General features: G+C 70.6%; 23 protein-coding genes. 7 read left to right on the top strand and 16 right to left on the bottom strand.

Annotated elements, in window-relative coordinates; genetic code table 11:
• The first annotated feature begins 5 nt into the window (after nt 1-5).
• From EJC51_RS35530 to EJC51_RS35520, 3 genes are read left to right on the top strand one after another with little or no spacing between them, the layout of a single operon-like run.
• Entirely contained in the window at nt 6-911 is a 906-nt protein-coding gene (locus tag EJC51_RS35530; protein ID WP_126274786.1) for an alpha/beta fold hydrolase, read from the top strand.
• A complete protein-coding gene (locus EJC51_RS35525; protein ID WP_126274785.1) occupies nt 908-2,494 on the top strand; it encodes an FAD-dependent oxidoreductase in 1,587 nt (528 codons plus the stop codon). The genes EJC51_RS35530 and EJC51_RS35525 overlap by 4 nt, the downstream gene beginning before the upstream one ends.
• Nucleotides 2,491-3,822 (top strand): amidohydrolase family protein, encoded by a 1,332-nt coding sequence (locus tag EJC51_RS35520; protein ID WP_126274784.1) that lies wholly within the window; start codon nt 2,491-2,493, stop codon nt 3,820-3,822. The genes EJC51_RS35525 and EJC51_RS35520 overlap by 4 nt, the downstream gene beginning before the upstream one ends.
• Nucleotides 3,823-4,020: 198 nt before the next feature.
• Here EJC51_RS35520 and EJC51_RS35515 read toward each other — a convergent pair whose 3' ends face one another.
• Both EJC51_RS35515 and EJC51_RS35510 read right to left on the bottom strand, forming a co-directional pair.
• Complete coding sequence (locus tag EJC51_RS35515) at nt 4,021-5,349, bottom strand: class I SAM-dependent RNA methyltransferase (protein WP_126274783.1); 1,329 nt, start codon at nt 5,347-5,349, stop codon at nt 4,021-4,023.
• A gap of 62 nt (nt 5,350-5,411) precedes the next feature.
• Nucleotides 5,412-7,460, bottom strand: a complete 2,049-nt coding sequence (locus EJC51_RS35510) for an APC family permease (RefSeq protein WP_126274782.1) — start codon at nt 7,458-7,460, stop codon at nt 5,412-5,414.
• A 391-nt stretch (nt 7,461-7,851) separates the two neighbouring features.
• Here EJC51_RS35510 and EJC51_RS35505 point away from each other — a divergent pair, with 391 nt between their 5' ends.
• Both EJC51_RS35505 and EJC51_RS35500 read left to right on the top strand, forming a co-directional pair.
• The gene (locus EJC51_RS35505; protein ID WP_059198617.1) at nt 7,852-8,523 is read left to right on the top strand and encodes a potassium channel family protein; all 672 of its coding nucleotides are present in this window, start codon (nt 7,852-7,854) and stop codon (nt 8,521-8,523) included.
• Nucleotides 8,523-9,197, top strand: coding sequence for a potassium channel family protein (locus EJC51_RS35500; protein WP_059198616.1), 675 nt, complete (start codon nt 8,523-8,525; stop codon nt 9,195-9,197). The genes EJC51_RS35505 and EJC51_RS35500 overlap by 1 nt, the downstream gene beginning before the upstream one ends.
• A 104-nt stretch (nt 9,198-9,301) precedes the next feature.
• Here the strand turns inward: EJC51_RS35500 and EJC51_RS35495 are convergent, their stop codons facing one another.
• From EJC51_RS35495 to EJC51_RS35455, 9 genes are all read right to left on the bottom strand, one after another.
• Entirely contained in the window at nt 9,302-10,060 is a 759-nt protein-coding gene (locus tag EJC51_RS35495) for a DUF3159 domain-containing protein (protein ID WP_059198615.1), read from the bottom strand.
• A gap of 3 nt (nt 10,061-10,063) precedes the next feature.
• A complete protein-coding gene (locus tag EJC51_RS35490) occupies nt 10,064-10,462 on the bottom strand; it encodes an OB-fold nucleic acid binding domain-containing protein (RefSeq protein ID WP_059198614.1) in 399 nt (132 codons plus the stop codon).
• Nucleotides 10,463-10,594: 132 nt separating this feature from the next.
• Nucleotides 10,595-11,281, bottom strand: coding sequence for a response regulator (locus EJC51_RS35485; protein WP_126274781.1), 687 nt, complete (start codon nt 11,279-11,281; stop codon nt 10,595-10,597).
• Nucleotides 11,278-13,821: a sensor histidine kinase gene (locus EJC51_RS35480; RefSeq protein ID WP_126274780.1), complete on the bottom strand. Its 2,544-nt coding sequence runs from the start codon at nt 13,819-13,821 to the stop codon at nt 11,278-11,280. The genes EJC51_RS35485 and EJC51_RS35480 overlap by 4 nt, the downstream gene beginning before the upstream one ends.
• Before the next feature lie 131 nt (nt 13,822-13,952).
• Nucleotides 13,953-14,645, bottom strand: coding sequence for an ABC transporter ATP-binding protein (locus tag EJC51_RS35475; RefSeq protein ID WP_126274779.1), 693 nt, complete (start codon nt 14,643-14,645; stop codon nt 13,953-13,955).
• 81 nt (nt 14,646-14,726) lie between these two features.
• Nucleotides 14,727-15,893 carry an alginate lyase family protein gene (locus EJC51_RS35470; RefSeq protein WP_126274778.1) on the bottom strand — a complete coding sequence of 389 codons (1,167 nt, stop codon included), beginning with the start codon at nt 15,891-15,893 and terminating at the stop codon, nt 14,727-14,729.
• Nucleotides 15,894-16,062: 169 nt separating this feature from the next.
• On the bottom strand, nt 16,063-16,824 hold the full coding sequence (locus EJC51_RS35465) for a DUF3710 domain-containing protein (RefSeq protein ID WP_059198609.1): 762 nt from the start codon (nt 16,822-16,824) through the stop codon (nt 16,063-16,065).
• Nucleotide 16,825: 1 nt separating this feature from the next.
• A complete protein-coding gene (dut, locus tag EJC51_RS35460; RefSeq protein WP_097269828.1) occupies nt 16,826-17,377 on the bottom strand; it encodes a dUTP diphosphatase in 552 nt (183 codons plus the stop codon).
• Nucleotides 17,374-17,958, bottom strand: a complete 585-nt coding sequence (locus EJC51_RS35455; protein ID WP_126274777.1) for a PaaI family thioesterase — start codon at nt 17,956-17,958, stop codon at nt 17,374-17,376. The genes dut and EJC51_RS35455 overlap by 4 nt, the downstream gene beginning before the upstream one ends.
• A gap of 58 nt (nt 17,959-18,016) precedes the next feature.
• Here EJC51_RS35455 and EJC51_RS35450 point away from each other — a divergent pair, with 58 nt between their 5' ends.
• Complete coding sequence (locus EJC51_RS35450) at nt 18,017-18,478, top strand: DUF3093 domain-containing protein (protein WP_059198606.1); 462 nt, start codon at nt 18,017-18,019, stop codon at nt 18,476-18,478.
• 56 nt (nt 18,479-18,534) lie between these two features.
• Here the strand turns inward: EJC51_RS35450 and EJC51_RS35445 are convergent, their stop codons facing one another.
• From EJC51_RS35445 to EJC51_RS35430, 4 genes are all read right to left on the bottom strand, one after another.
• On the bottom strand, nt 18,535-19,491 hold the full coding sequence (locus EJC51_RS35445) for a hypothetical protein (RefSeq protein ID WP_126274776.1): 957 nt from the start codon (nt 19,489-19,491) through the stop codon (nt 18,535-18,537).
• Between the two features lie 13 nt (nt 19,492-19,504).
• Nucleotides 19,505-19,801: a DUF4193 domain-containing protein gene (locus EJC51_RS35440; protein ID WP_005481602.1), complete on the bottom strand. Its 297-nt coding sequence runs from the start codon at nt 19,799-19,801 to the stop codon at nt 19,505-19,507.
• Nucleotides 19,802-20,194: 393 nt separating this feature from the next.
• Nucleotides 20,195-21,487: a sensor histidine kinase gene (locus tag EJC51_RS35435; protein ID WP_126274775.1), complete on the bottom strand. Its 1,293-nt coding sequence runs from the start codon at nt 21,485-21,487 to the stop codon at nt 20,195-20,197.
• An 8-nt stretch (nt 21,488-21,495) separates the two neighbouring features.
• Nucleotides 21,496-22,149: a response regulator transcription factor gene (locus tag EJC51_RS35430; protein ID WP_007385219.1), complete on the bottom strand. Its 654-nt coding sequence runs from the start codon at nt 22,147-22,149 to the stop codon at nt 21,496-21,498.
• Nucleotides 22,150-22,575: 426 nt separating this feature from the next.
• Between EJC51_RS35430 and EJC51_RS47915 the strand changes: the two genes are divergently transcribed.
• Entirely contained in the window at nt 22,576-22,740 is a 165-nt protein-coding gene (locus EJC51_RS47915) for a hypothetical protein (RefSeq protein ID WP_165951272.1), read from the top strand.
• 97 nt (nt 22,741-22,837) lie between these two features.
• Here EJC51_RS47915 and EJC51_RS35425 read toward each other — a convergent pair whose 3' ends face one another.
• A complete protein-coding gene (locus EJC51_RS35425) occupies nt 22,838-23,656 on the bottom strand; it encodes an inositol monophosphatase family protein (protein ID WP_126274774.1) in 819 nt (272 codons plus the stop codon).
• Nucleotides 23,657-23,658 lie beyond the last annotated feature (2 nt).

Below are 23,658 nucleotides of genomic sequence, written 5' to 3'. Positions count from 1 at the left end.
GTTCCATGAAGTACTTCGTCGCCCCGGGCGAGGACCGCAAGCTCACCGCCGACTCGCGCGAGGCGCTGCGCGGCAGTTTCATCGAGCTGTCCGACGGCGTCACCCACTACGAGTTGACGGGGCCCGGGGACGGGGATGTGGTCCTGATGGCGGGCGGTCTGACCATCCCGCTGTCCTACTGGGACGGCCTCGTCAGCGAGCTGCACGCCCGCGGGCTGCGCACGCTGACCTACAGCGCCTACGGCCGCGGCTACTCCGACCGGGTACCGGCGCGATACGACGAGACGCTGTTCACGCGGCAGTTGGCGGAGTTGACGGACCGGCTCGGCCTGACGGACGGGCCCCTGCACCTGGTCGGCACCTCCATGGGCGCGCTGGTCAGCATGACGTACGCCGCCCACCACCGCTCGTCGGTGTCCACGCTCACCATCGTCGGCCCCGCCGGTCTCGCGAAACCGCGGTTGGCCTCCCCCGACCGGCTGCTGCGCAGCGATCTGCTGGCCGGAGTGGTCGCCCGCCGTCGCGGCCTTCAGCTGCTCCAGGGGCACTTGGGGCACAACGTCCGGGACCCCGAGCTCGGCGCGAAGCTGACCGAGATGGTCCTCGACGCGTTCCGCTTCGAGGGCTCGTTGTACGCGGTCTTCGACACCTTGCAGCACCTGCCGCTCGCCGGCCGTGACGACCTTTTCCGGCGGACGGGGGCGCTGGGCATTCCGACGCTGCTGCTGTGGGGCGACGAGGACAACGTCACGCCGCTGGTGCACTTCGACACAGCGCGCGCTCTGCTGAAGCCTCAGAAAGATCACGTAATCAATAAATGCGGGCATATGGCCCCCTTCGAACGGCCTCGCGACGTCGCCGATCAGCTCGTCCCGTTCCTGTCCGCACGCACGCAAAGGCTCGACTCATGAACAGTCCGCAGGCCATCGACGTCCTGATCATCGGTGCCGGCCCGTCCGGCTCCGCCTTGGCGATCGACCTCGTACGCCGCGGACTCGACGTCCGGATCGTCGACAGGTCCCCCCACGCTTTCGACGGCTCGCGCGCCAAGGGCATCCAGCCGCGCAGCCTGGAAGTCCTGGAAGACCTCGGCGCTCTCGACGACGTGCTGGCCGGCGGCGACATCTATCCCAAGCTCGGGATCCACGCGGGACCCATCGGGGTGCCGTGGAAGATGTTCCCCCACAGAGAGGCGACCCCGGACGTCCCGTACCCGAACACCTGGCTGATCCCGCAGTTCCGCACGGACCGCGCCCTGCACGCCCGGCTCGGTGAGCTCGGCCGCGAGGTCGAGTTCGGCAAGGAACTGACCGAGCTGACGCAGGACGAGGACACGGTGACCGCCAAGGTGGTGGGCGCGGACGGGGTCGAGGAGATCGTCGCCCGCTATGCCGTGGGGGCCGACGGCGGCTCCAGCGCGGTGCGCAAGCAACTCGACATCGGTTTCGTAGGGACGACGGACGAGGCCGACCGCGTGCTGATCGTGGACGCCTCCGTGAGTGGCCTGGCCCGCAACCGGTGGCACATGTGGCCCGGCCTCGGCGGCAAGCTCATCGGCGCCTGCCCGCTCCCCGACAGCGACATGTTCCAGTGGATGATCCGGCTCACGCCCGACGAGAAGCCGCCCCAGGAGATCGGCGCCATCATCGACCGGATCCACTCCCACACCCGCAACCGGCACATCCAGCTGCACGAGATCCACTGGACGTCCGTGTTCCGGCCCAACATCCGCCTGGCGAAGCGCTACGGCCGCGGACGTGTCTTCCTCGTCGGCGACGCCGCGCACGTCCACACCCCGGCCGGTGCCCAGGGCCTGAACACCGGTATGCAGGACGGCTACAACCTCGGCTGGAAGCTCGGCCAGGTCCTCGCCGGAGCCGACCCGGCCCTGCTGGACACCTACGAGGCCGAGCGGCAGCCGATCGCCGCCGGGGTCCTGGGACTGTCCACGGAGAAGTGGGGCGGCCTCGCCAAGCTGGACCCCTCCAGCATGAAGCGTGGCAAGGACGAACAGCAGCTCGCCCTGACCTACTACGGCGGCCCGCTCGCCCCCGCCGACGGCGACAGCGGCGACACCGGCACGCTGCACGTGGGCGACCGTGCCCCGGACGCCCGGCTGCTCGGCGCCGACGGCTCCGAGACCCGCCTGTTCACCCTCTTCCAGGGACCGCACTTCACCGCCCTCGCCTACGGCCCCGGCGCCGCCCGGGACCTCGAACTCCTCGACTGGCCGCCGACGGGCGCCCGGCTGAAGCGGATCGCCGTCGGACCGTCCGCGGACTTCTCCGACCCCGAGGACACACTGCGCAGTGCCTACGGCCTGACCGGCGACACCCTGCTGCTGATCCGTCCCGACGGCTACATCGGGCACATCGCCACTCGGGATCTCCTCACCACCACACAAGCCGCCGTGCGGGCAGTGACGCCCGAGGCAAGGAGCCGCACCATGTCCCAGCAGAGCCGCACCTCCCCCGGTTCGGGGGCCACTGAATGAGCCGCATACTGCTGCGCGGGGCGCAGGTCATCACGATGGCGCCGGACCGGCCCGACGCCGAGCATGCCGACATCCTCGTCGACGGCGAGACCATCGCCGCCGTCGGCGAAACCATCGAGGCGCCCGACGCCGAGGTCGTCGACTTCTCCGGCCGCGTCCTCGTCCCCGGCCTGGTCAACGCCCATCTGCACACCTGGCAGACCGCGCTGCGCTCCGCGGGCGCCGACTGGACGCTGATGCAGTACCTCACCCACCTCCACGGCGCGTGCGCCGGGCACTACACCCCAGCCGACCTGCACATCAGCAATCTCGCCGGCGCCCTGAACCAGCTCAACTGCGGTACGACCACGGTGGGCGACTGGTGCCACAACGCCCTTTCCCTCGAACACGCCGACGCGGCCGTCGAGGGACTGGTCCAGGCCGGGATCCGGGCCGTCTTCCTGCACGGCACGCCCTACCGCTCGCCGGACACACCCCACCCGCTCGCCGAGATCGACCGGCTGCTCGACGGCCCCGTCCGCGACCACGACCTCCTCACCCTGGGCATGGCACTCCAGGGCCCGCAGTACTCCTCGCCGGAGACCGCGGTGGCCGACTTCCGAGCCGGCGCCGAACGCGGCCTCGTCGTCTCGATGCACCAGAGCGGCGGCGACCCCGCACCCGGCTGGGATGCGGTACGTGCTGCCGGGCTGTTCAGCCCCCTCACCAACATCGTGCACGGAGCCGACCTGCCCGAGGACTGGATCAAGACCCTCGTCGCAGCGGGCGTCACCTTCACCACCACCCCGGAGAACGAACTGGGCCAGGGGCACGGCACACCCATCACCGGATCCCTGCTGAGCCTGGGCGCGGCACCCTCGCTGGGCACCGACATCGACACCGCCGTACCCGGCACGGTCCTCACCGCCGCCCGGATCGCCCTGGCCCACCAGCGCAGCCTGGACCACGCCCACCACCGGCAGACGACCGGCACGTACGCCAACACACCGTCCGTCACCGGCAAACAGGCGCTCGCCTGGGCCACGGTCGAAGGAGCGAAGGCGCTGGGCCTGGCAGACAAGGTCGGCCGGATCGAGCCGGGCATGCAGGCCGACGTGGTCGCCGTCGACGCCCGGGCGCTCAACCTGTGGCCGGCGCACGACCCGATCGCCACGGTCCTGCACGCCGACATCGCCAACATCGAAGCCGTGATGGTCGCCGGCACCTGGCGCAAACGCGATCACGCCCTGCTCGCATCCGGCCTCGACGAGACCAAGGACCGGCTACGCGAGTCCGGAGAACGGCTGCTACGCAGCATCGGCCCCGCGGGCTCTCCCGGCAACACCTGACCTACGGCAACGGCCCTTACGCATGAACCGCGAGCCGACGCGCACCTGCTCGCGGCCTGCGAGGCGTTCTCGACAGCGTCGAAGCCAGACTTGCGTCCTGGATCCGCTCCTTCGAGCCGAAGCGCTTCAGCACAGCCGCCTTGGAGTAGCCGGCACCGTCGGCGATCCCCTACCCGGGCTCCTGAGCAAAACACCAGGTCAAGAGCCCTTTGCAGCCGGTTCAAGGATCGCGACGCACTCAACGTGATGCGTCATCGGAAACAGATCGAACACCCGAAGCGTCCGCACCCGATACCCCCCGTCCCGGAAGTACCCCAGATCCCGGGCCAACGCCGCCGGATCGCACGCCACGTACGCGATCCGCCGCGCCCCCAGCCCCGCCAGGTGCTCCACCGTCTTGCGGCCCGCGCCCGCGCGGGGCGGGTCCAGGACGATGAGGTCGACCTCGGTGATCCCGGTGCGCGGCAGGACCGACTCCACCTTGCCCTGCTCGATGCGGACGCGGTCGAAGTCGGCGAGGTTGTGCCGGGCGTCCTCGACGGCCCGCTTGCCGGACTCGATGCCGAGGACCGCGCCCTGGTCGCCGAGGCGGTCGGCGAGCGCGCCCGCGAACAGGCCCACCCCGCAGTACAGGTCCAGCGCCATCTCGCCCTTGCGCGGCAGCAGCCCCTGCATGACCGCCGTGACCAGGGTGTCGGCCGCCATCGGGTGGACCTGCCAGAAGCCGCCGCTGCCCACCCGGTGCGTCCGCCCGTCGGCCCGCTCGCGCACGAACGCGCGGCCGTGGACGCGGTGGATGCCGCCGTCCTTCTCGTCGACGCGCATGACGGACACGGGCTTGTCGAGTTCGACGAGGGGGAGGCGGGCGCCCGGGCGGGGCTCCAGGATGACCATGCGGTCCTGCGAACCCGTCGCCGCGATCGCGTCCACCGACGCCATCCCGGACCAGTCCCGCGCCTCGATACCCAGCTCGCTGACGCCCGGCGCCGCGATCATGCAGTGGTCGATCGGCTCGACCTCGTGCGAGCGGTGCCGGCGCAGTCCCGCACGGCCGTCCGGCGTCACCGCGTACTGCACACGCGTCCGCCACGCGGGCACCTCACCCGCCGGCAGCTTGTCGCCCTCGGCCGGCATCACGGTGCCGTCCCAGCCGGCCTCCTCGGGCGTGAGCCCGGCGAGCCGCTGCAACTGCTCGGCCACGACCTCGCCCTTCAGCCTGCGCTGCGCACCCGGTTTGGCGTGCTGCCAGTCGCAGCCACCGCAGCGGCCGGGACCGGCGAAGGGACAGGGTGCCTCGATGCGGTCCTTGGACGCGCCGAGGATCTCCACGGCGTCCGCACGCAGGAACCGCGCCCCCTCCTCGCCCTCGGTCACCCGCGCCACGACCCGCTCACCGGGCAGCGCGTGCCGGACGAACAGGACCTGGCCGTCGGCGGTGCGGGCGATGCAGTGCCCGCCGTGGGCCACCGGGCCGACCTCGACCTCGAAGTCCACCCCCACCAGCGATTTCTTCGGTTCTGCCTGCATGGCGGGGTGACTCCACAACGTCGTCAAGGGGAAAAGGGGAAGGAAGGGAAAGAGGAGCCAGTCTACGGCTGCGAGGACGTCTCCTTCGCCCGCTCGTGCGCCGGACCACGCCGCACCGCACCCGGCGCGTTCCACTCCTGCCGCTTGCGGGCCCGGTTCTTCGCCGCCTCGGAGGACTGCAACTGGTAGGGCACCGAGGTCACCATGACGCCCGGCGTGAACAGCAGCCGGCCCTTCAGCCGCAGCGCGCTCTGGTTGTGCAGCAGGTGCTCGTACCAGTGGCCGACGACGTACTCGGGGATGATCACGGACACCGCGTCCCGCGGCGACTCCTTGCGCAGGCTCTTCACGTACTCGATGACGGGCCGGGTGATCTCGCGGTAGGGCGAGTCGAGGACCTTCAGCGGTACGTCGATCCCGCGCCGCTCCCACTCCTCGCGCAGCGCCTTGGTCTCGACCGGGTCGACGTTGACGCTGAGCGCCTCCAGGGTGTCCGAGCGCAGCAGCTTGGCGTACGCCAGTGCCCTGAGCGTCGGCCGGTGGATCTTGGAGATCAGCACCACCGAATGCACCCGGGACGGGCGGACGCTGTCGTCGCTCGGTCCCTCGGGGGCCGCGATCTCGTCGGCGACGCGGTCGTAGTGCTTACGGATGGCCGACATCGTCGCGTAGAAGATCACCATGCCGAGCAGCGCGACCCAGGCGCCGTGCGTGAACTTGGTGACGAGGACGACGACCAGCACCAGGCCGGTGAAGAAGGCGCCGAAGGCGTTGATCGCCCGGGAGCGGATCATGTGGCTGCGGGTCGCCGCGTCCTTCTCGGTGGCCAGGTGGCGGTTCCAGTGCCGGACCATGCCGGTCTGGCTGAGCGTGAAGGACACGAACACGCCGACGATGTAGAGCTGGATGAGGCGCGTGGAGTCGGCGCCGTAGATCCAGACCAGCAGGCCCGCCGCGCTCGCGAGGAGCACGATGCCGTTGGAGAACGCGAGACGGTCGCCGCGGGTGTGCAGCTGGCGCGGCAGGTAGCGGTCCTGGGCGAGGATCGAGCCCAGCAGCGGGAAGCCGTTGTAGGCCGTGTTGGCGGCCAGGAACAGCACCAGCGCCGTCGCCGCCGCCAGCACGATGAACAGGAAGCTGCCCTTGCCGAAGACGGCCTCGGCGACCTGCGAGATGACCGGGTTCTGGACGTAGTCGGCGCCGATCGCGACCCCGTCCTTCAGCAGGTCCTCGGCCGGGTTCTCGGCCATGCGGACCTTGGTCGTCATGGCGAGCGCGATGATGCCGCAGAACATCGTCACGGCCAGCAGGCCCATCGCCGCGAGCGTGGTCGCCGCGTTCTTGGACTTCGGCTTGCGGAACGCCGGAACACCGTTGGAGATCGCCTCGACACCGGTCAGCGCCGCACAGCCGGAGGAGAAGGCCCGCAGGAGGAGGAAGACGAGGGCGAAACCGGCCAGCCCCTGGTGCTCGGCCTTGATCTCGTAACCGGCCGTCGGCGCCCGCATGGTCTCGTCGAGGACCAGCCCGCGGAACGCGCCCCACGCGATCATGATGAAGACGCCCGCGACGAACACGTACGTCGGGATCGCGAACAGCGAGCCGGACTCCTTCACGCCACGCAGGTTCATCAGCGTGAGCAGCACGATCACCGCGAGCGCGCAGAGCACCTTGTGCTCGACGACGAACGGCACGGCGGAGCCGAGGTTCTCGATGCCGGAGGCGATGGACACGGCGACGGTGAGGACGTAGTCGACGAGCAGGGCGCTGGCGACCGTGAGCCCGGCCTTCGGGCCGAGGTTGGTGTTGGCCACCTCGTAGTCGCCGCCGCCGCTCGGGTACGCGTGCACGTTCTGCCGGTAGGAGGCGACCACCGTGAACATCAGCACGACGACCGCGACCGCGATCCAGGGGCTGAAGTGGTACGCCGACACGCCCGCGATGGACAGGACCAGCAGCACCTCGCCGGGCGCGTAGGCCACGGAGGACAGCGGGTCGGAGGCGAACACGGGAAGGGCGATGCGCTTCGGCAGGAGCGTTTCCCCGAGCCGGTCACTGCGCAGTGCGCGCCCGATCAGGATCCGTTTGGGCACGTCGGTCAGTTTGGACACAACAGAGAAGCCTAAGCGTTCGAACGGGTGCTCAACCACCCGCCACCCCACATCCGTCCCCGATCTGCCCTCCGAGTGAAATCGGCCAACGGCCCGGCAACGGATTCCGCACCCCTCCCCGTCCCCATGCCTATATGACAAGACCCCCGCCCGCACCGCCCCCGGAGGTCCCGTGCACACCACCGCAGAGCTGATCGGCGCCGCCGCCACTCTCCTCGGCCTCGGAATCCTGACTCTTGTGAGCCTGCGCAGCATCAGCCGCCGCTGATCGCGCCGAGCCCTGCACAGGGGTGCCCGGCACGGACCGCGCGTGTGTAGCTTGGTGGCCGGTCTGAGACCCTGTTAAGGCCAAGTCAACGACTCTTGACATTCGTCATTCGGAAGGACGGTCGTGCACATCGTCATCATGGGCTGCGGGCGAGTGGGTTCCGCTCTCGCCCAGACCCTGGAGCAACAGGGGCACACGGTCGCCGTGATCGACCAGGACCCCACCGCCTTCCGTCGACTGGGCTCCGGGTTCGGCGGCCGCCGGGTCACCGGCGTCGGCTTCGACCAGGACACCCTGCGCGAGGCCGGCATCGAGGAGGCGGGCGCGTTCGCCGCCGTCTCCAGCGGTGACAACTCGAACATCATCGCCGCGCGCGTCGCCCGCGAGATGTTCGGCATCGAGAACGTCGCGGCCCGCATCTACGACCCGCGCCGCGCCGAGGTCTACCAGCGTCTGGGCATCCCGACGGTCGCCACGGTCCGCTGGACCGCCGACCAGATGCTCCGCCGCCTCCTCCCCTCGGGCGCCGAGCCGCTGTGGCGCGACCCCACCGGCGGTGTCCAGCTCGCCGAGGTGCACACCTCCGCCGCCTGGGTGGGCCACAAGATCAGCCGCCTCCAGGAGGAGACGGGCGTCCGCGTGGCGTTCCTGACCCGGCTGGGCGAGGCGATCCTGCCCACCTCGCAGACGGTGTTGCAGGAGGGCGACCTGGTGCACGTGATGATGCGCACCGACGAGGTCGACAAGGTCGAGGCGTCCTTCGCCAAGGGTCCCGAAGAGGAGGGCGGTCACTGATGAGGGTCGCCATTGCCGGTGCCGGTGCGGTCGGCCGCTCGATCGCGGGCGAACTGCTGGAGAACGGCCACGAGGTCCTTCTCATCGACAAGGCTCCGACCGCCATCTCGGTCGAGCGGGTCCCCCAGGCGGAGTGGCTGCTGGCCGACGCCTGCGAGATCACGTCCCTGGACGAGGCGGCGCTCCAGCGCTGCAACGTCGTGATCGCCGCGACGGGCGACGACAAGGTGAACCTGGTCGTCTCGCTCCTCGCCAAGACGGAGTACGGCGTCCCGCGCGTCGTCGCCCGGGTGAACAACCCGAAGAACGAGTGGCTCTTCAACGAGTCCTGGGGCGTGGACGTCGCCGTCTCGACGCCCCGCCTGATGTCGGCCCTGGTCGAGGAGGCGGTGAGCGTCGGCGACCTGGTCCGCCTGCTCCGCTTCAGCCACGGCGACGCGAACCTGGTCGAGCTGACCCTGCCGGAGGAGTCGGCCCTGGCCGGCACGCAGGTCGGCGACGTGGAATGGCCGCAGGACACGTCCCTGGTGACGATCATCCGCGGCACCCGCGTCCTGACCCCGTCCCGCGAGGACTCCCTGGAGGCGGGCGACGAACTCCTCTTCGTGGCGGCCCAGGCCCGCGAGGAGCAGCTGGAGGACCTGCTGTCGGTGCGTCGCGAGGACGCGTCCTAGGCGGTACGACGACGGAGGGCGCCCCGGATCACCCGGGGCGCCCTCCGTCGTCGTAAGGGAAACGTCGTGAGCGAAACGTCGTGAGCGAAACGTCGTGAGGGAAACTACGCCTCGCGCCGGTGCCGAGCCCCCGTGGTCTCGCCGCGCTCCTCGGCCAGGGCCGCCTTGCGCTCTTCCTCCGCCTTCTCGGCCGCTTCCATCTCGGCGAACACGTCGATCGGCGCCGGTGCCTTCGCCAGGAAGACCCACGTCAGCCAGACGGCGAGCAGGAACGGCGGGATCTTGAGGGCGACCAGGACCCAGCCGAGCTGCGCGGTGTTGGCCCACCAGTACAGCGGGAAGAGGATCGCGCACTTGGCCAGCAGGATCGCGCCCCAGGCGTAACTCGCCTTCGCGTACGCCTTCTTGCGGCCCGGGTTGCGGGTGCGCCAGGAGAGGTTCTCCTTGAACACCGGCCCGAGGATGAGGCCGATCAGCGGCACCCCGCACAGCGTCGTGATGATGTACGCGAGGCCCAGTCCGAGCGTGTACAGCATGCCCGGCAGATAGAAGTCCTTCGCGTTGCCGGTCATCATCGCGAAGACCACGCCGAAGGCCACGCCGAAGACACCGCTGAAGGCGTGCTTGACGGTGTCCCGCATCACCAGCCGGACCACGACCAGGACCAGCGACACCGCGAGCGCGGCGATCGCGGACATGTGCAGGTCCTTGTTGATCGTGTAGATCGTGACGAAGAGCAGGCCGGGCAGCACCGTCTCGACCATGCCCCGCAGGCCTCCGAAGGCCTCGAACAGCGCGGCCTCGGTCACCGCCCGGGCGTCGTGCTGATCGGTCTCTTCGGTCGGCTTGTCGAGCGACGTCACCGGCTACTCCCTACCGAGGGGTCTCAGTTCGTACTTCGGGTTGAACAGCACCCGGCGGCCCCGGCTCATCGAGATCCGGCCCGATGCGATCAGCTTGCGCCCCGGCTCGATCCCCACGATGGAGCGCCGGCCGAGCCACACCACGTCCAGCGCGGCGGAGCCGTCGAACAGCTCGGCCTCCAGCGCCGGGACACCGGCTCTGGGACGCAGCGTGACCGTGCGCAAGGTACCAGTAACCGTCACGATCTGTCGGTCGTGACAGTCGCCGATCTTGATGCAGCCGGCGGTCTCGGCATCCTCCCGCAGCTCCTCCGACTCCAGGTCCTCCTGGGACGTGGAGAGCCGGTCGAGCATGCGCCGGAACCGGCCCACCGGCTTCTCGGAACGCGGAACAGCACTCATATGTGAAGCCTACCGGGGTGCACTGCCCCCTTCGTACCCGCGGTACTAACCCTCGAACCGATAGCCCATCCCCGGCTCCGTGATGCTGCATCCCCCGGGGGACAACCCCCGGACCCCCGGCCGCCCCGCAGCTCACCCCTCGAACCGGTAACCCATCCCCGGCTCCGTGATGAAGTGCTTCGGATGCGACGGGTCCGCCTCCAGCTTGCGCCGCAGTTGCGCCATGTACACGCGCAGATAGTTGGTCTCCGTCCCGTACGACGGCCCCCACACCTCCTGGAGCAGCTGCTTCTGGCTGACCAGTCGGCCGCCGTTGCGCACCAGCACCTCCAGCAGATGCCACTCCGTGGGGGTCAGGCGTACGTCCTTGCCGCCCCGGTTGACCTTCTTCGCGGCGAGGTCGACGGTGAACTCCGCGGTCTCCACCGTGGTCACGTCGTCGTCGCCCGGGCCGACCGGCTCGGCCCGGCGGACGGCGGCCCGCAGCCTGGCCAGCAGCTCGTCCATGCCGAACGGCTTGGTGACGTAGTCGTCGGCGCCCGCGTCGAGGGCCTCGACCTTCTCGTCGGAGGAGTGCCGGGCGGACAGCACGAGGATCGGCACCCGGGTCCAGCCGCGCAGTCCCCTGATCACCTCGACGCCGTCCATGTCGGGCAGGCCGAGGTCGAGGACGACCACGTCGGGGTGGCGGGCGGCGGCCAGCTGGAGGGCGGTGGCGCCGTCGTGGGCCGCGTCGACCTCGTACTTGCGGGCCTTGAGGTTGATCACGAGGGCGCGCACGATCTGCGGCTCGTCTTCGATCACGAGCACCCGGGTCATGTGGCCTGCCTTTCGGGTTGTACGAGCGGTCGTGGCCCGGGGGCCGTTTCCGCCGCTCTGAGGGTCAGCACCATGGTGAGGCCGCCGCCGGGCGTGTCCTCGGCGTGGAGGGTGCCTGCCATGGCCTCGGCGAAGCCGCGGGCGACGGCGAGGCCGAGTCCGACTCCGGCGCCGCGCGGGGCGTCGCCGTAGCGCTGGAAGGGCGCGAAGATGCGTTCCTTGGCCTCGTCCGGGACGCCGGGGCCGCGGTCGACCACCCGGACCTCGACCCGGTCGGCGATGGCGCTGGCGGAGACGAGGACGGGGCTGCCGGGCGGGCTGTACTTGACCGCGTTCTCCACCAGGTTGGCCACCGACCGCTCCAGCAGCCCGGCGTCGACGGCGACCATGGGCAGCGTCTCCGGGACGTCCAGCTCCACGCTGTCCTCCGGCACCCCGCCGAGCGCCATCGGCACCACCTCGTCGAGGTCGATCTCCCGGATGAGCGGGGTGACGGTGCCGGTCTGGAGGCGGGACATGTCCAGGAGGTTGCCCACGAGGTGGTCGAGCCGGTCGGCGCCCTCCTCGATGCCCTCCAGCAGCTCGGCCTGGTCCTCCTCGGACCACGCCACGTCGTCGGAGCGCAGCGAGGACACCGCGGCCTTGATCCCGGCGAGCGGGGTCCGCAGGTCGTGGCTCACGGCCGCCAGCAGGGCGGTGCGGATGCGGTTGCCCTCGGCCAGCGTGCGGGCCTGGTCGGCCTCTTCCTGGAGGCGCCGCCGGTCCAGGGCGACCGCGGCCTGCGCGGCGAACGCGGCGAGCACCCGGCGGTCCTCGGCGGGCAGCACCCGCCCGGTCAGGGCGAGGGCCATGTGGTCGCCGACCGGCATGTCGACGTCGGCGTCCTCGGGCCGCTGCACGGGACGGCCGAGCCCGGCGCGGCCCGCGCAGGTCCAGGGCTCGACGTCGCTCGCCCGTTCCAGCAGGGCCGCCGACTCCATGCCGAAGGTCTCCCGGACCCGCTCCAGGAGCTCCTCCAGGCTGGTCTCGCCGCGCAGCACGTTGCCCGCCAGGAAGGAGAGGATCTCCGACTCGGCCCGCAGCCGGGCCGCCTGATGCGTGCGCCGGGCGGCCAGGTCGACGACCGAGGCCACCGAGACCCCGACGCCGACGAAGATCACGATGGCGACGATGTTCTTCGGGTCGGCGATGGTCCAGTGGTGCAGGGGCGGTGTGTAGAAGTAGTTCAGGAGCAGCGAGCCGACCGCGGCCGAGGCCAGCGCGGGCAGCAGTCCGCCGAGCAGCGCGGCCGCCACCGTCAGCGTCAGGAACAGCAGCATGTCGTTGGCGAGGCCGAGGTGGACGGTGTTGAGCAGCACCGCCAGGACGGCGGGGCCGGCCACGCCGACCGCCCAGCCCCAGATGATCCGCGCCCGCCCGAGCCGCGCGCCGCGGGCGACGGGGAGTCCGCGGCCCTTGGCGACCTCGTCGTGGGTGACGATGTGGACGTCGAGGTCGGGCCCGGACTCCCGGGCGACCGTGGCGCCCACGCCGGGCCCGAAGACGTACTGCCAGGTCTTGCGGCGCGAGGAGCCGAGCACGATCTGGGTGGCGTTGACGCCGCGCGCGAAGTCCAGCAGCGCGGCCGGTATGTCGTCGCCGATCACATGGTGGAAGGTGCCGCCGAGGTCCTCGACGAGGGTGCGCTGCACCGCGAGTTCCTTGGGCGAGGCGGATGTCAGCCCGTCGCTGCGGGCGATGTAGACGGCGAGCACCTCGCCGCCGGCGCCCTTCTCGGCGAGCCGCGCGGCCCGGCGGATCAGCGTGCGCCCCTCGGGGCCGCCGGTCAGACCGACGACGATCCGCTCGCGCGAGCCCCAGATCTTCGAGACCCGGTGGTCGCTGCGGTACTGCTTCAGGTACTCGTCGACCCGGTCGGCCACCCACAGCAGCGCCAGCTCGCGCAGCGCGGTGAGGTTGCCGGGGCGGAAGTAGTTCGACAGGGCGGCGTCGACCTTGTCCGGCTGGTAGATGTTGCCGTGCGCCATCCGCCGCCGCAGCGCCTCCGGCGACATGTCGACCAGCTCGACCTGGTCGGCACGTCGTACGACCTCGTCGGGGACCGTCTCCTGCTGCCGTACGCCGGTGATCGACTCGACGACGTCGCCGAGGGACTCCAGGTGCTGGATGTTGACCGTCGACACGACGTCGATCCCGGCCGCGAGCAGCTCCTCCACGTCCTGCCAGCGCTTGGCGTTGCGGGAGCCGGGGATGTTGGTGTGGGCGAGTTCGTCCACCAGGGCGACCGCGGGAGCGCGGCGCAGCACCGCGTCGACGTCCATCTCCTGGAAGACGGTCCCCCGGTACTCCAGTTCCCGGTGGGCGACCTGCTCCAGGCCGTGCAGCATCACCTCGGTGCGCGGCCGGCCGTGGTGCTCGACATGGGCCACGACGCAGTCGGTACCGCGCTCGATGCGCCGGTGCGCCTCGGAGAGCATCGCGTACGTCTTGCCGACGCCCGGTGCCGCACCGAGGTAGATCCGAAGCTTGCCGCGTCCCATGGGTCCCATTGTCTTCCGGTCACTGCTGCCTGCGCAGCGTCGACCTTACGGCCACCACGTGCGGCAAAAGGGGTCGAAGGGCCCTCGGCGGACCGTCTTTGACGCAACCCTGACGGCGCCCCCGGCGCGTCTCAGACCTCGACGATCTCCCCGTCGCTCAGCTCCAGCACCCGGTCGGCCAGGTCCAGCAGGGTCGCGTCGTGCGTGGCGACGAGGGCGGTCACGTGCTCACTGCGGACGACGGCCCGCAGCAGCTCCATGACGGCGTGCCCGGTCTCCGCGTCGAGCTGGCCGGTGGGCTCGTCGGCGACGAGCAGCGAGGGGCTGTTGGCGAGGGCGCGGGCGATGGCGACGCGCTGCTGCTGGCCGCCGGAGAGCTCGGTGGGCCGCTGGCCGGCGTGGTCGGCGAGGCCCACCAGGGACAGCAGCAGCTCGACGCGCTCCTCACGCGCGCGTGCGTCGGCCCGGCGCAGTCTCATGGGGACGCCGACGTTCTCGGCGGCGGTGAGGATCGGGATGAGTCCGAAGGACTGGAAGACGAACCCGATGTGGTCCCGGCGCAGCGCCAGCAGTCCGTCCTCGTCCAGGCCTGCGAGGTCGCGTCCGCCGACCTCGACGCGCCCCTGGTCGGGTGTGTCGAGCCCGCCGACGATGTTGAGGAGCGTGGTCTTCCCGGACCCCGACCGCCCCTTGAGGGCGACGAGTTCCCCGCGCGGCACCTCCAGCGAGACCCCGCGCAGCGCGTGGACGACGCCGGCGCCGCGACCGTAGGACTTGTGGACGTTCTCGATCCGGACCATGGTCTCGGTGACCACCTGGCTCATGTGTCCCTCCCCCGTGAAGCCGGCGAAGCCGGCGACCGGGCGCCAGTATCACGAAGGGCGCCCGGCATGTTCAACGGTCGGTCAGCTCGGATTGTCCCCGTGGGTGAGCGTTTCCCAGGCCACGAAGAGGTTGTTGGAGCCGGCCGGGCGGTTCCGCTCGGTCAGGGTCTGGGTGTTGGTCATGGCGATGCCGAGGCGGTTGTGGAGGGCGTTGTAGCCGACCTCGGTGACCGGTCCGAGCCCGAGCTTCAGCGACCCCCCGCACAGCCAGCCGGGAACGGCGGTCCCCAGCTCGTACTTCGCCTGGAAGCCGAGCGCCTGCCGCAGCCGCTCGCCCACGTCGGTGCCGTAGAGGTCCTGTCCCTGGATGCGGCTGGTCTCGGCGATGTGCGAGATGGCGGAGATGCCGTAGCCGGTGTGCGTGAAGTCGCGGCAGGTCTCCTGGGTGAGGCCGGTGACGAAGGTGGACTGGCCCTGCCAGTAGGCGACGATCTTCGCGGTGGTGTCGAGGTTCTGGCTCGGCACGGTCTTGGGCACGGACCCGTCGGAGGCGAGGTAGACGTAGGCGGCGGTGCGCGTGCGGAACTTCGCCATGGCCTTGTCGTACGACGTCCTGTCCTCCAGGAAGACGGAGATGCCGACGGCGGCCTCCATCATCGACAGCTCCCAATTGCCGTTGGAGTTGGAGCCGTTGATGATCTCGGGGAGGTAGACGTTGCGGAGCATGGTCGCGAAGCGGCCGGAGTTCGCCCAGCCGCCGGTGTACGTGTACTTGATGATCTCGGCGGCCTTGGGCCAGGAGGAGCCGGCCCAGCCGGTCTGGAGCGGGGCGTTGCTGTTGGTGTGGTCCGTGAGGGTCGCGGACCAGGCGTCCATCAGCTGGATGGCCTTCTTGGCGTACCGGTCGTCGCGGGTGATGTACCAGGCGAGGGCGTCGGTGTACGCGGCTATGGCGTCCTCGCGCTCGTCGGTGCAGCCGTAGTTGGGGTTGGAGTAGGAGCCGCATTCGACGACCGCGCGGGGCTTGGGGGTGCGGTTCAGATCGGCGTACTTGCTCGCCAGCAGCTGGTCGAAGGCGCCCTTCCAGGGCTGGGCGCCGGCGTTGACCTTGGTGCGGGCGAAGTCCAACTGGCCCTGGGAGACGGTGACTCCGGGGTGGGCGAAGGTGGTGGGCGCGGCGTCGGCGGGCCAGGCGAGGGCGCCGGCGACGAGGGCGGCCGCGGCCGTGAGGAGAGCGGTTCTGCGCATACGTGGGGGCATGGGTGGGGGCCTTCCGTTCTCGTATGTGAACGTGAAGCGCCTTTATGAACAGACGCGTTGGGCCGAGACGGTAGGTACAGACCAATGCGCCGTCAAGAGTCCGCGCATACGAGAGGGCCGCACCCCGTGACGGGGTGCGGCCCTCTCGTACGTCTGGCTAGCGGACCTCGGTGATCTCCGGGCCGCGCTGCAACTGGCCCATGCCGCCGGAGAAGCGGGAGCCCTCCTCCTGCTGCTGGACGCCCTCGGGGACCATCTGGGCGTCGTTCGGCAGCTTCAGGACGATCGGGTCGCGGGGCGCCATCGGGCCCTCGCCGCGGACCACGACCGTGTCCCGGAAGATCTGCTCCAGCAGACCGGCCGCCTGCGGCTGCACCGCGCCCTGACCCGAGATCACACCGCGCAGGAACCAGCGCGGACCGTCCACACCGACGAACCGCACGACCTGGAAACCGCCCGTGCCGTCCGGCAGCTGCACCGGCACCTGCGCGCGCAGCTCCCAGCCCAGCGGACCCTCGACCTCGTCGACGATGCCGCCCTGCTGGGTGATGCCGGTGGCGATCTCCTCGCGCACCTCGCCCCAGATGCCCTCGCGCTTGGGCGCGGCGAAGGCCTGCAACTGGATGGCGCTGTCGCGCAGCACGACGGTCGCCGCGACGATCGCGTCGCCCGCGACCTCGACCCGCAGCTCCATGCCGTCCACACCGGGCACGAACAGACCGCCGAGGTCCACGCGGCCCTCGCCGGGCTCACGCACCTCGGAGTCGTCCCAGGGCCCGTCGGGCCGCGGCTCGGGCTCGAGCCTCACGCGCTCGCGCTCGCCCTCGTCGTCCGCCTCAGTGTCGACACTGTCGACGACCTGCTCGGCCTCGCCGGCCGCGCCCTCGGCGGCATCCTTCTTCTTGCGACGTCCGAACACGTCACTGTCCTTCCCGGTCGGATACGACCGAAGCGTATCGATTCCCACCCGTTGCGCCGCCGACGGCGGCCTGACCGCTTGTGCTGTTCGTACCGGCCACCGCGGCATGGCCTCCGGTGGACCCGAAGCCCCCTTCGGCCCGCACCGAGTCGGGCAGCTCCGCGACCTCCTGGAAGCTGACCCGCTCGACCTGCTGGACGACCAGTTGGGCGATCCGGTCGAAGCGCTCGAACCGCACCGCCTCGCGCGGGTCGAGATTCACCACGATCACCTTGATCTCCCCACGGTACCCGGCATCCACCGTCCCCGGGGCATTCACGAGAGCGACACCGCAGCGGGCGGCGAGACCGGATCGGGGGTGCACGAAGGCCGCGTACCCCTCCGGCAGCGCGACAGACACCCCGGTGGGCAGCACGGCCCGCTCGCCGGGCTTCAGTTCACAGCTCTCGGTGGTGCGCAGATCGGCTCCCGCGTCGCCGGGGTGCGCGTACGACGGAAGCGGTACGTCGGGGTCGACGCGCCGGATCAGCACGTTCACGGGTTCACGGCTCACGGGTTCACCTCGAAGGCACGGGCACGCCGGACCTGGTCCGGGTCGTTCATGGCGGCCCGGATCTCCTCCGGGCGGCCGTTGTCGATGAAGTGGTCGACCTTCACCTCGACGAAGAGCGCGTCCGCGCGGACGGCGACGGGGCCCTCGGGGCCGCCGATCCGTCCGGTCGCGGTCGAGTAGATCTTGCGCCCGGCGACGGCGGTGACACGGGCCTCCAGGTACAGCACCGTGCCCACGGGGACGGGCCGCGCGAAGTCGGTCTCCAGGCGTCCGGTCACCGCGATCGTGCGCAGCAGCCAGTTCAGCGAACCGAGCGTCTCGTCGAGGGCGGTCGCCAGCACCCCGCCGTGCGCGAGACCGGGGGCGCCCTGGTGGGCGGGGCGGACGGTGAACTCGGCGGTGACCGAGACCCCCTCGCCCGCGCGGGCCGCCAGATGCAGCCCGTGGGGCTGTGCGCCACCGCAGCCGAAGCACTCGCCGTAGTGCGCGCCGAGCAGCTCACCGGGCGCGGGCGCGTCGGGATGACGCACCGGCGGCGCGGCGTCGGCCGGAGGCTGAAGAGCTGCGGAAGTACCACTCACAGCCGCAGACCTTACCCGCGCGTCGGCGTCTTACTAACACCGTGCCAAGCTTGGATTCATGCAGCTCTCCGCGACCCCGTACGAAGAACGCCTCACCGCGCCCCGCTCGTGGTGGCTGATCTCGTTCCTGGTGGGGGTCTCCTTCGCCCTCATCCTGCTGCCGTTCGGCACCCTGCCGCTGCTCGGCGGCCTGGTCGGCGGCACCGCGGCGGCGGCGGTCCTCGCCAGCTCCTACGGCTCGCAGCGCATCCGGATCGTGGGCGACTCGCTGATCGCCGGAGAGGCGAAGATCCCGGTCACGGCCCTCGGTGAGACGGAGATCCTGGACGCGGAGGAGGCGCGCGCCTGGCGCACGTACAAGGCCGACACCCGCGCCTTCCTGCTGCTGCGCGCCTACATCCCGACGGCGCTGCGTGTGATCGTCACCGATCCCGAGGACCCGACGCCGTACCTGTACCTGTCGACGCGTGAGCCGGAGCGGCTGGCGGAGGCGATCAGGCAGGCGCGGGAAGCCGCGTAGAACATTCGCGCCAGTCGTCACCCGACGGGCGCGGCCGCTCGAATCTCACGCAACTCTTACCGGCCGCGGCGGCCGTCGCCGTGCCCGCGGCCGAGCTCCTTCGCGACGTCCCCGACCGTCAGGGGGTCCGCGGGCGGCTCCAGCGGCGGGAGCTCGGGAAGCGCGTCCCAGGGCACCTGGATCTTGCGCAGGTCCGCGCGGATGCGTCCGGCCAGCTTTCTGGTGTCCCTGCGGTTCATGACCGCGCCCACGGCCGCGCCGACCATGAACGGCATCAGGTTCGGCAGGTCCCGGACCATGCGCTTCATGATCTGCTGCCGCAGCTGGTTCTTCATCGGGCCGCTGAGGGCGGAGTTGATCGTCGACGGCTTGGTCACGTCGATGCCGCGCTCGCCCGACCAGGAGTTCAGGTAGGCGGTGCTGCGGTCCTTGAGGGTGCCGGGCGGCCGCACGCCGTAGACCTCGTGGAGCTCGGCGATCAGTTTGAGCTCGATCGCCGCGACTCCGGTGATCTCCGCGGCCAGTTCCGTCGGCATCGCGGGCGGTACGGGCAGCATCGCCGCCGCGCCGACACCGGCACCGACCGTCGCGGTGGCCGTCGCCGCGCCCGCCACGAGCTTGTCGGCGAGTTGCTCGGGCGTCAGACCCGGGAACTGCCTGCGCAGCGCCTGAAGGTCGCGTACGGGGATTCTGGGGGCGATGTCGATGATCCGGTCGGCGAGGTACGCCAGGCCCGCCCTGGCGCGGCTGCCGCCCTTGCGGACGCCTTCCCCGACCTTTTCCCGGATGACCGCGGCCCGCCGCTTGGCGACGGGCGCGGGGTACTGCTCCGCGGAGGCCGGGAGGTCACTCCGGCCGGCCGCGGGTTCGAGCGAGGCCGATCCCGTACCGGAAGGTCCCGTACGGGATGAGCCACGCTCGTCGTCACGCGCGCCGAGAGGGCCGTCGGACGGCCCTTGGTCCGCTCCCACCTGGCGGGAGCGGCGCTTCCAGGGAGGGGTCGAGCCAGTCACGGCCGACCCGTCCTCAGTCGCAGTCGCGGCAGATCGGCTGACCGTTCTTCTCGCGGGCCAGCTGGCTGCGGTGGTGCACCAGGAAGCAGCTCATGCAGGTGAACTCGTCCTGCTGCTTGGGCAGCACCCGGACGGCCAACTCCTCGTTCGAGAGGTCCGCGCCGGGCAGCTCCAGGCCTTCCGCGGCCTCGAACTCGTCGACGTCCACGGCGGAGGTCGACTTGTCGTTCCTCCTGGCCTTCAGCTCTTCAAGGCTGTCCGAGTCGACGTCGTCGTCGGTCTTGCGTGGGGTGTCGTAATCCGTTGCCATGTCGCTCTCCCCCTCTGGGTGTCTGCGGTGTCTCCAGCGCACGTAACGCGTGAGAGGCCGGACTTGTGCCCGACCCGAGGCGGAGATTTTGCCTCACATCAAGGTCTGTTACTCAATCGACACCCAACCGGACTCCTCATGAGTGATCGGCTGGGATGGCGATGGGGACCGTACACGGTCCGAATGCCGCACTTCAAAGGCGTCTCACCGTGTACTTCCCGTGATCAAGGCCCCCGAAAACCCGGACTTTCCCGGCTTTCCGGCCGCATTCTTGATCACTGTCGGTAGATGGCCGGAAATTCGCCCTTGTGATCGATCACACACGGGTCAGCTCGACGAGTGCCCAGAAAATTCCGCGCAAAGCGAACATCCCCGTGTGTCGGCGACATGGTCTCAGATCGGGAGGGTGACCCGCATCACGAGTCCTCCTCCCTCTCGCGGCTGTGCGTAGATGTGCCCGCCGTGCGCCCGCGCGACCGACCGCACGATCGACAGACCGAGCCCGACACCCTTGTCGCTGCCGGTCCGGTCGGCCCCCCGCAGCCGCTTGAACGGCTCGAAGAGGTTGTCGATCTCGTACGCCGGCACGACCGGCCCGGTGTTCGACACGACCAGCACCGCCTGCCCGTGCTGGACCTCGGTGGTGACCTCGACCCAGCCGCCCTCCCGTCGCCCGCCACCGCCCTTGTTCGGAAGCGCTTCGCGCTGCGCCTCCTCATTCGGCACGTTGTACCGCACGGCGTTCTGGACGAGGTTCAGCGCGATCCGCTCCAGCAGGACGCCGTTGCCCTGGACGACCGCGGACAGCCGCTCGCCGCGGATCTCGACGCCCTTGGCCTCGGCCTCGGCGTGGACCTGGTCGACGGCCTGCTCGGCGACCTCGGCGAGGTCCACCGGCTTGCGCTCGACGATCTGGTTGTCGCTGCGGGCGAGCAGCAGCAGGCCCTCCACGAGCTGCTCGCTGCGTTCGTTGGTGGCCAGCAGCGTCTTGCCGAGCTGCTGGAGCTCCACGGGCGCGCCCGGGTCGGACAGGTGCACCTCCAGCAGCGTGCGGTTGATGGCGAGGGGGGTGCGGAGTTCGTGGGAGGCGTTGCCGACGAAGCGCTGCTGGGCCGTGAAGGCCCGCTGGAGACGCTCCAGCATGTCGTCGAAGGTGTCGGCCAGCTCCTTCAGCTCGTCGTCCGGTCCGTCCAGCTCGATCCGCCGCGACAGGTCCGAGCCCGCCACCGCGCGGGCGGTCCGGGTGATCCGGCCCAGCGGGGACAGGACGCGGCCGGCCATCGCGTAGCCGAAGGCGAAGGCGATGATCGCGAGACCGAGCAGGGCGAGGAGGGAGCGGCTGAGGAGGTTGTCGAGGGCGTGCTGACGCTGTTCGTTGACGCACTCGTTGAGGGCGTGGTTGAGGTCGGGCGCCGGCAGCTGGGTGGAGGTGATGTTGCAGCTCTCGCTGGACACCGTGCCGGTGACGACCTTGAAGGGGAGGTCGCTGCCGACGTTCAGCGCGTTCGCCGCCAGCAGGTAGATGATCGACAGCAGCAGGATGCCCGCGATCAGGAACATCCCGCCGTACAGCAGGGTCAGCCTTATGCGGATGGTGGGACGCAGCCAGGGGAACGGGGGCTCCGGCCTGCGGGGGTCCCAGGTGGGCTTGGGGGGCGCCTGGGGAGGCGCGGGGGTCGTGGCCACGGTGCGGCTCAGATCCGGTAGCCCGAGCCGGGGACGGTGACGATGACAGGCGGCTCGCCCAGCTTGCGGCGCAGGGTCATGACGGTCACCCGGACGACGTTGGTGAACGGGTCGGTGTTCTCGTCCCAGGCCTTCTCCAGGAGCTGCTCCGCGGAGACGACGGCGCCCTCGGAGCGCATCAGCACCTCCAGGACGGCGAACTCCTTCGGCGCGAGCTGGACTTCCTTGCCGTCGCGGAAGACCTCGCGGCGGTTCGGGTCGAGCTTGATGCCGGCGCGCTCCAGGACGGGCGGCAGCGGCACGCTGGTCCGGCGGCCGAGGGCACGCACGCGTGCCGTCAGCTCGCTGAACGCGAAGGGCTTGGGCAGATAGTCGTCGGCGCCGATCTCCAGGCCCTCGACCCGGTCGCTGACGTCGCCGGACGCGGTGAGCATCAGCACGCGCGTGGGCATGCCGAGCTCGACGATCTTGCGGCAGACGTCGTCGCCGTGGACGAGGGGGAGGTCGCGGTCGAGGACGACCACGTCGTAGTCGTTGACGCCGATGCGCTCCAGGGCGGCCGCACCGTCGTACACGACGTCGACGGCCATGGCCTCCCGGCGCAGTCCGGTGGCCACCGCATCGGCGAGCAGCTGCTCGTCCTCGACGACGAGTACGCGCACGTCGCTTGTCCTTCCTGTGTCCACCCGTGTCCACTCGCGTAGCGCTTCTCGGGCACACGGGCAGGGGTGTCGATGAGTGTGTTGGCCTCCATCCTGCCCTTTTCGGCCATAAGTCGGCTGTAAGGCGGGTGAGCACCGTCTGAACGACAGGTATGAAGCCCGGGAATGCGAGATTTTCTCGTGCGGTTGAGGTTTCCGTGGAAGGGAGCGGGGGGAGGACGGCTTTACACCCCGCGATCACGCTCTGCATGTGCCGCAGCACCATGCGGTACAGCGCAATCCGCTTTCCGCAGAGTGGGCGTGGGTGTCCGGCGCCGTCGCCGCCCAGCAGGGCAGCGCTGGGCATCTGCATCGAGGCGTGATCGTCCCTTCCGAACGGCACACCCCCGTGCCACCGACCCACGACCCAGGACGAGGGGGCGCAGCATGGACGCATTCACCGCAGGACTTCTGCAGCGCATAAGGACGACCGAGTCCGACCTGACGCGGGCTCGCGACGAGGGCGACGACTTCCTCGTCGAGGTGGAACAGGCCGAGCTCGACGACCTGCGCCGCCTGGCTTACGAGCATGGTGTGGAGGTCGGCGCGTAGCGTCTGACCAGCACCTCGGCACGACAGCACGGCAGCACGGCGACAACCCCCGGTGAATCCAGCACCGGGGGTTGTGTTGCGTTGTCGGTCGAGGGCGTCAGTCGTGCCAGGCGCCGAAGTCCTCCAGGAGCTGCTGGAGGGGCTCGAAGACGCCCGGGGTGGCGGCGATCGCCAGATGGTGTGCGGGGCGTTCTCCGGGGCGGCCACCGGTCAGGGCGCCCGCCTCTCGGGCGATCAGGTCGCCCGCGGCGAGGTCCCAGGGGTGCAGGCCGCGTTCGTAGTAGCCGTCCAGGCGGCCCGCCGCCACGTCGCAGAGGTCGACGGCGGCCGAGCCGCTGCGCCGGATGTCGCGGAGGAGGGGGATCAGGCGCTGGGCCACCTCGGCCTGGTGGGTGCGGACCTCCAGGACGTAGTTGAAGCCCGTCGAGACCAGTGCCTGGTCGAGAGGCGGTGCGGGGCGGCAGGCCAGCGCGCGGTCGCCGGACCACGTGGGGCCCGTCGCCCAGGCGCCCTCGCCGCGGACGGCGTGGTACGTCTCGCCCCGCATCGGTGCCGCGACCACGCCGACGGCCGTCTCGCCGTTCACCTCGGCGGCGATGGAGACCGCCCAAGTGGGCAGGCCATAGAGGTAGTTGACCGTGCCGTCGAGCGGGTCGATCACCCAGCGGACGCCGCTCGTGCCCTCACTGGAGGCGCCCTCCTCGCCCAGGAAGCCGTCGTCCGGGCGGTGCGCGGAGATCAGGTCCGTGATCAGTTTCTCCGCCGCGATGTCCATCTCCGTGACCACGTCGATGGGGCTCGACTTGGTCCTCGCCACCTCCAGGTCGGCCGGGCGGCCGTCCCGGAGGAGGTCGCCGGCGCGGCGGGCCGCCTCCTGGGCGAGCTTGAGCAGTTCGGTGTGGAGGGGGTCGGTCACGG

The organism is Streptomyces aquilus, from assembly GCF_003955715.1.
Classification (GTDB): Bacteria; Actinomycetota; Actinomycetes; order Streptomycetales; family Streptomycetaceae; genus Streptomyces; species Streptomyces aquilus.
Note: the sequence above shows the minus strand (reverse complement) of the source record. Positions and strands in the feature narration are given on the sequence as shown.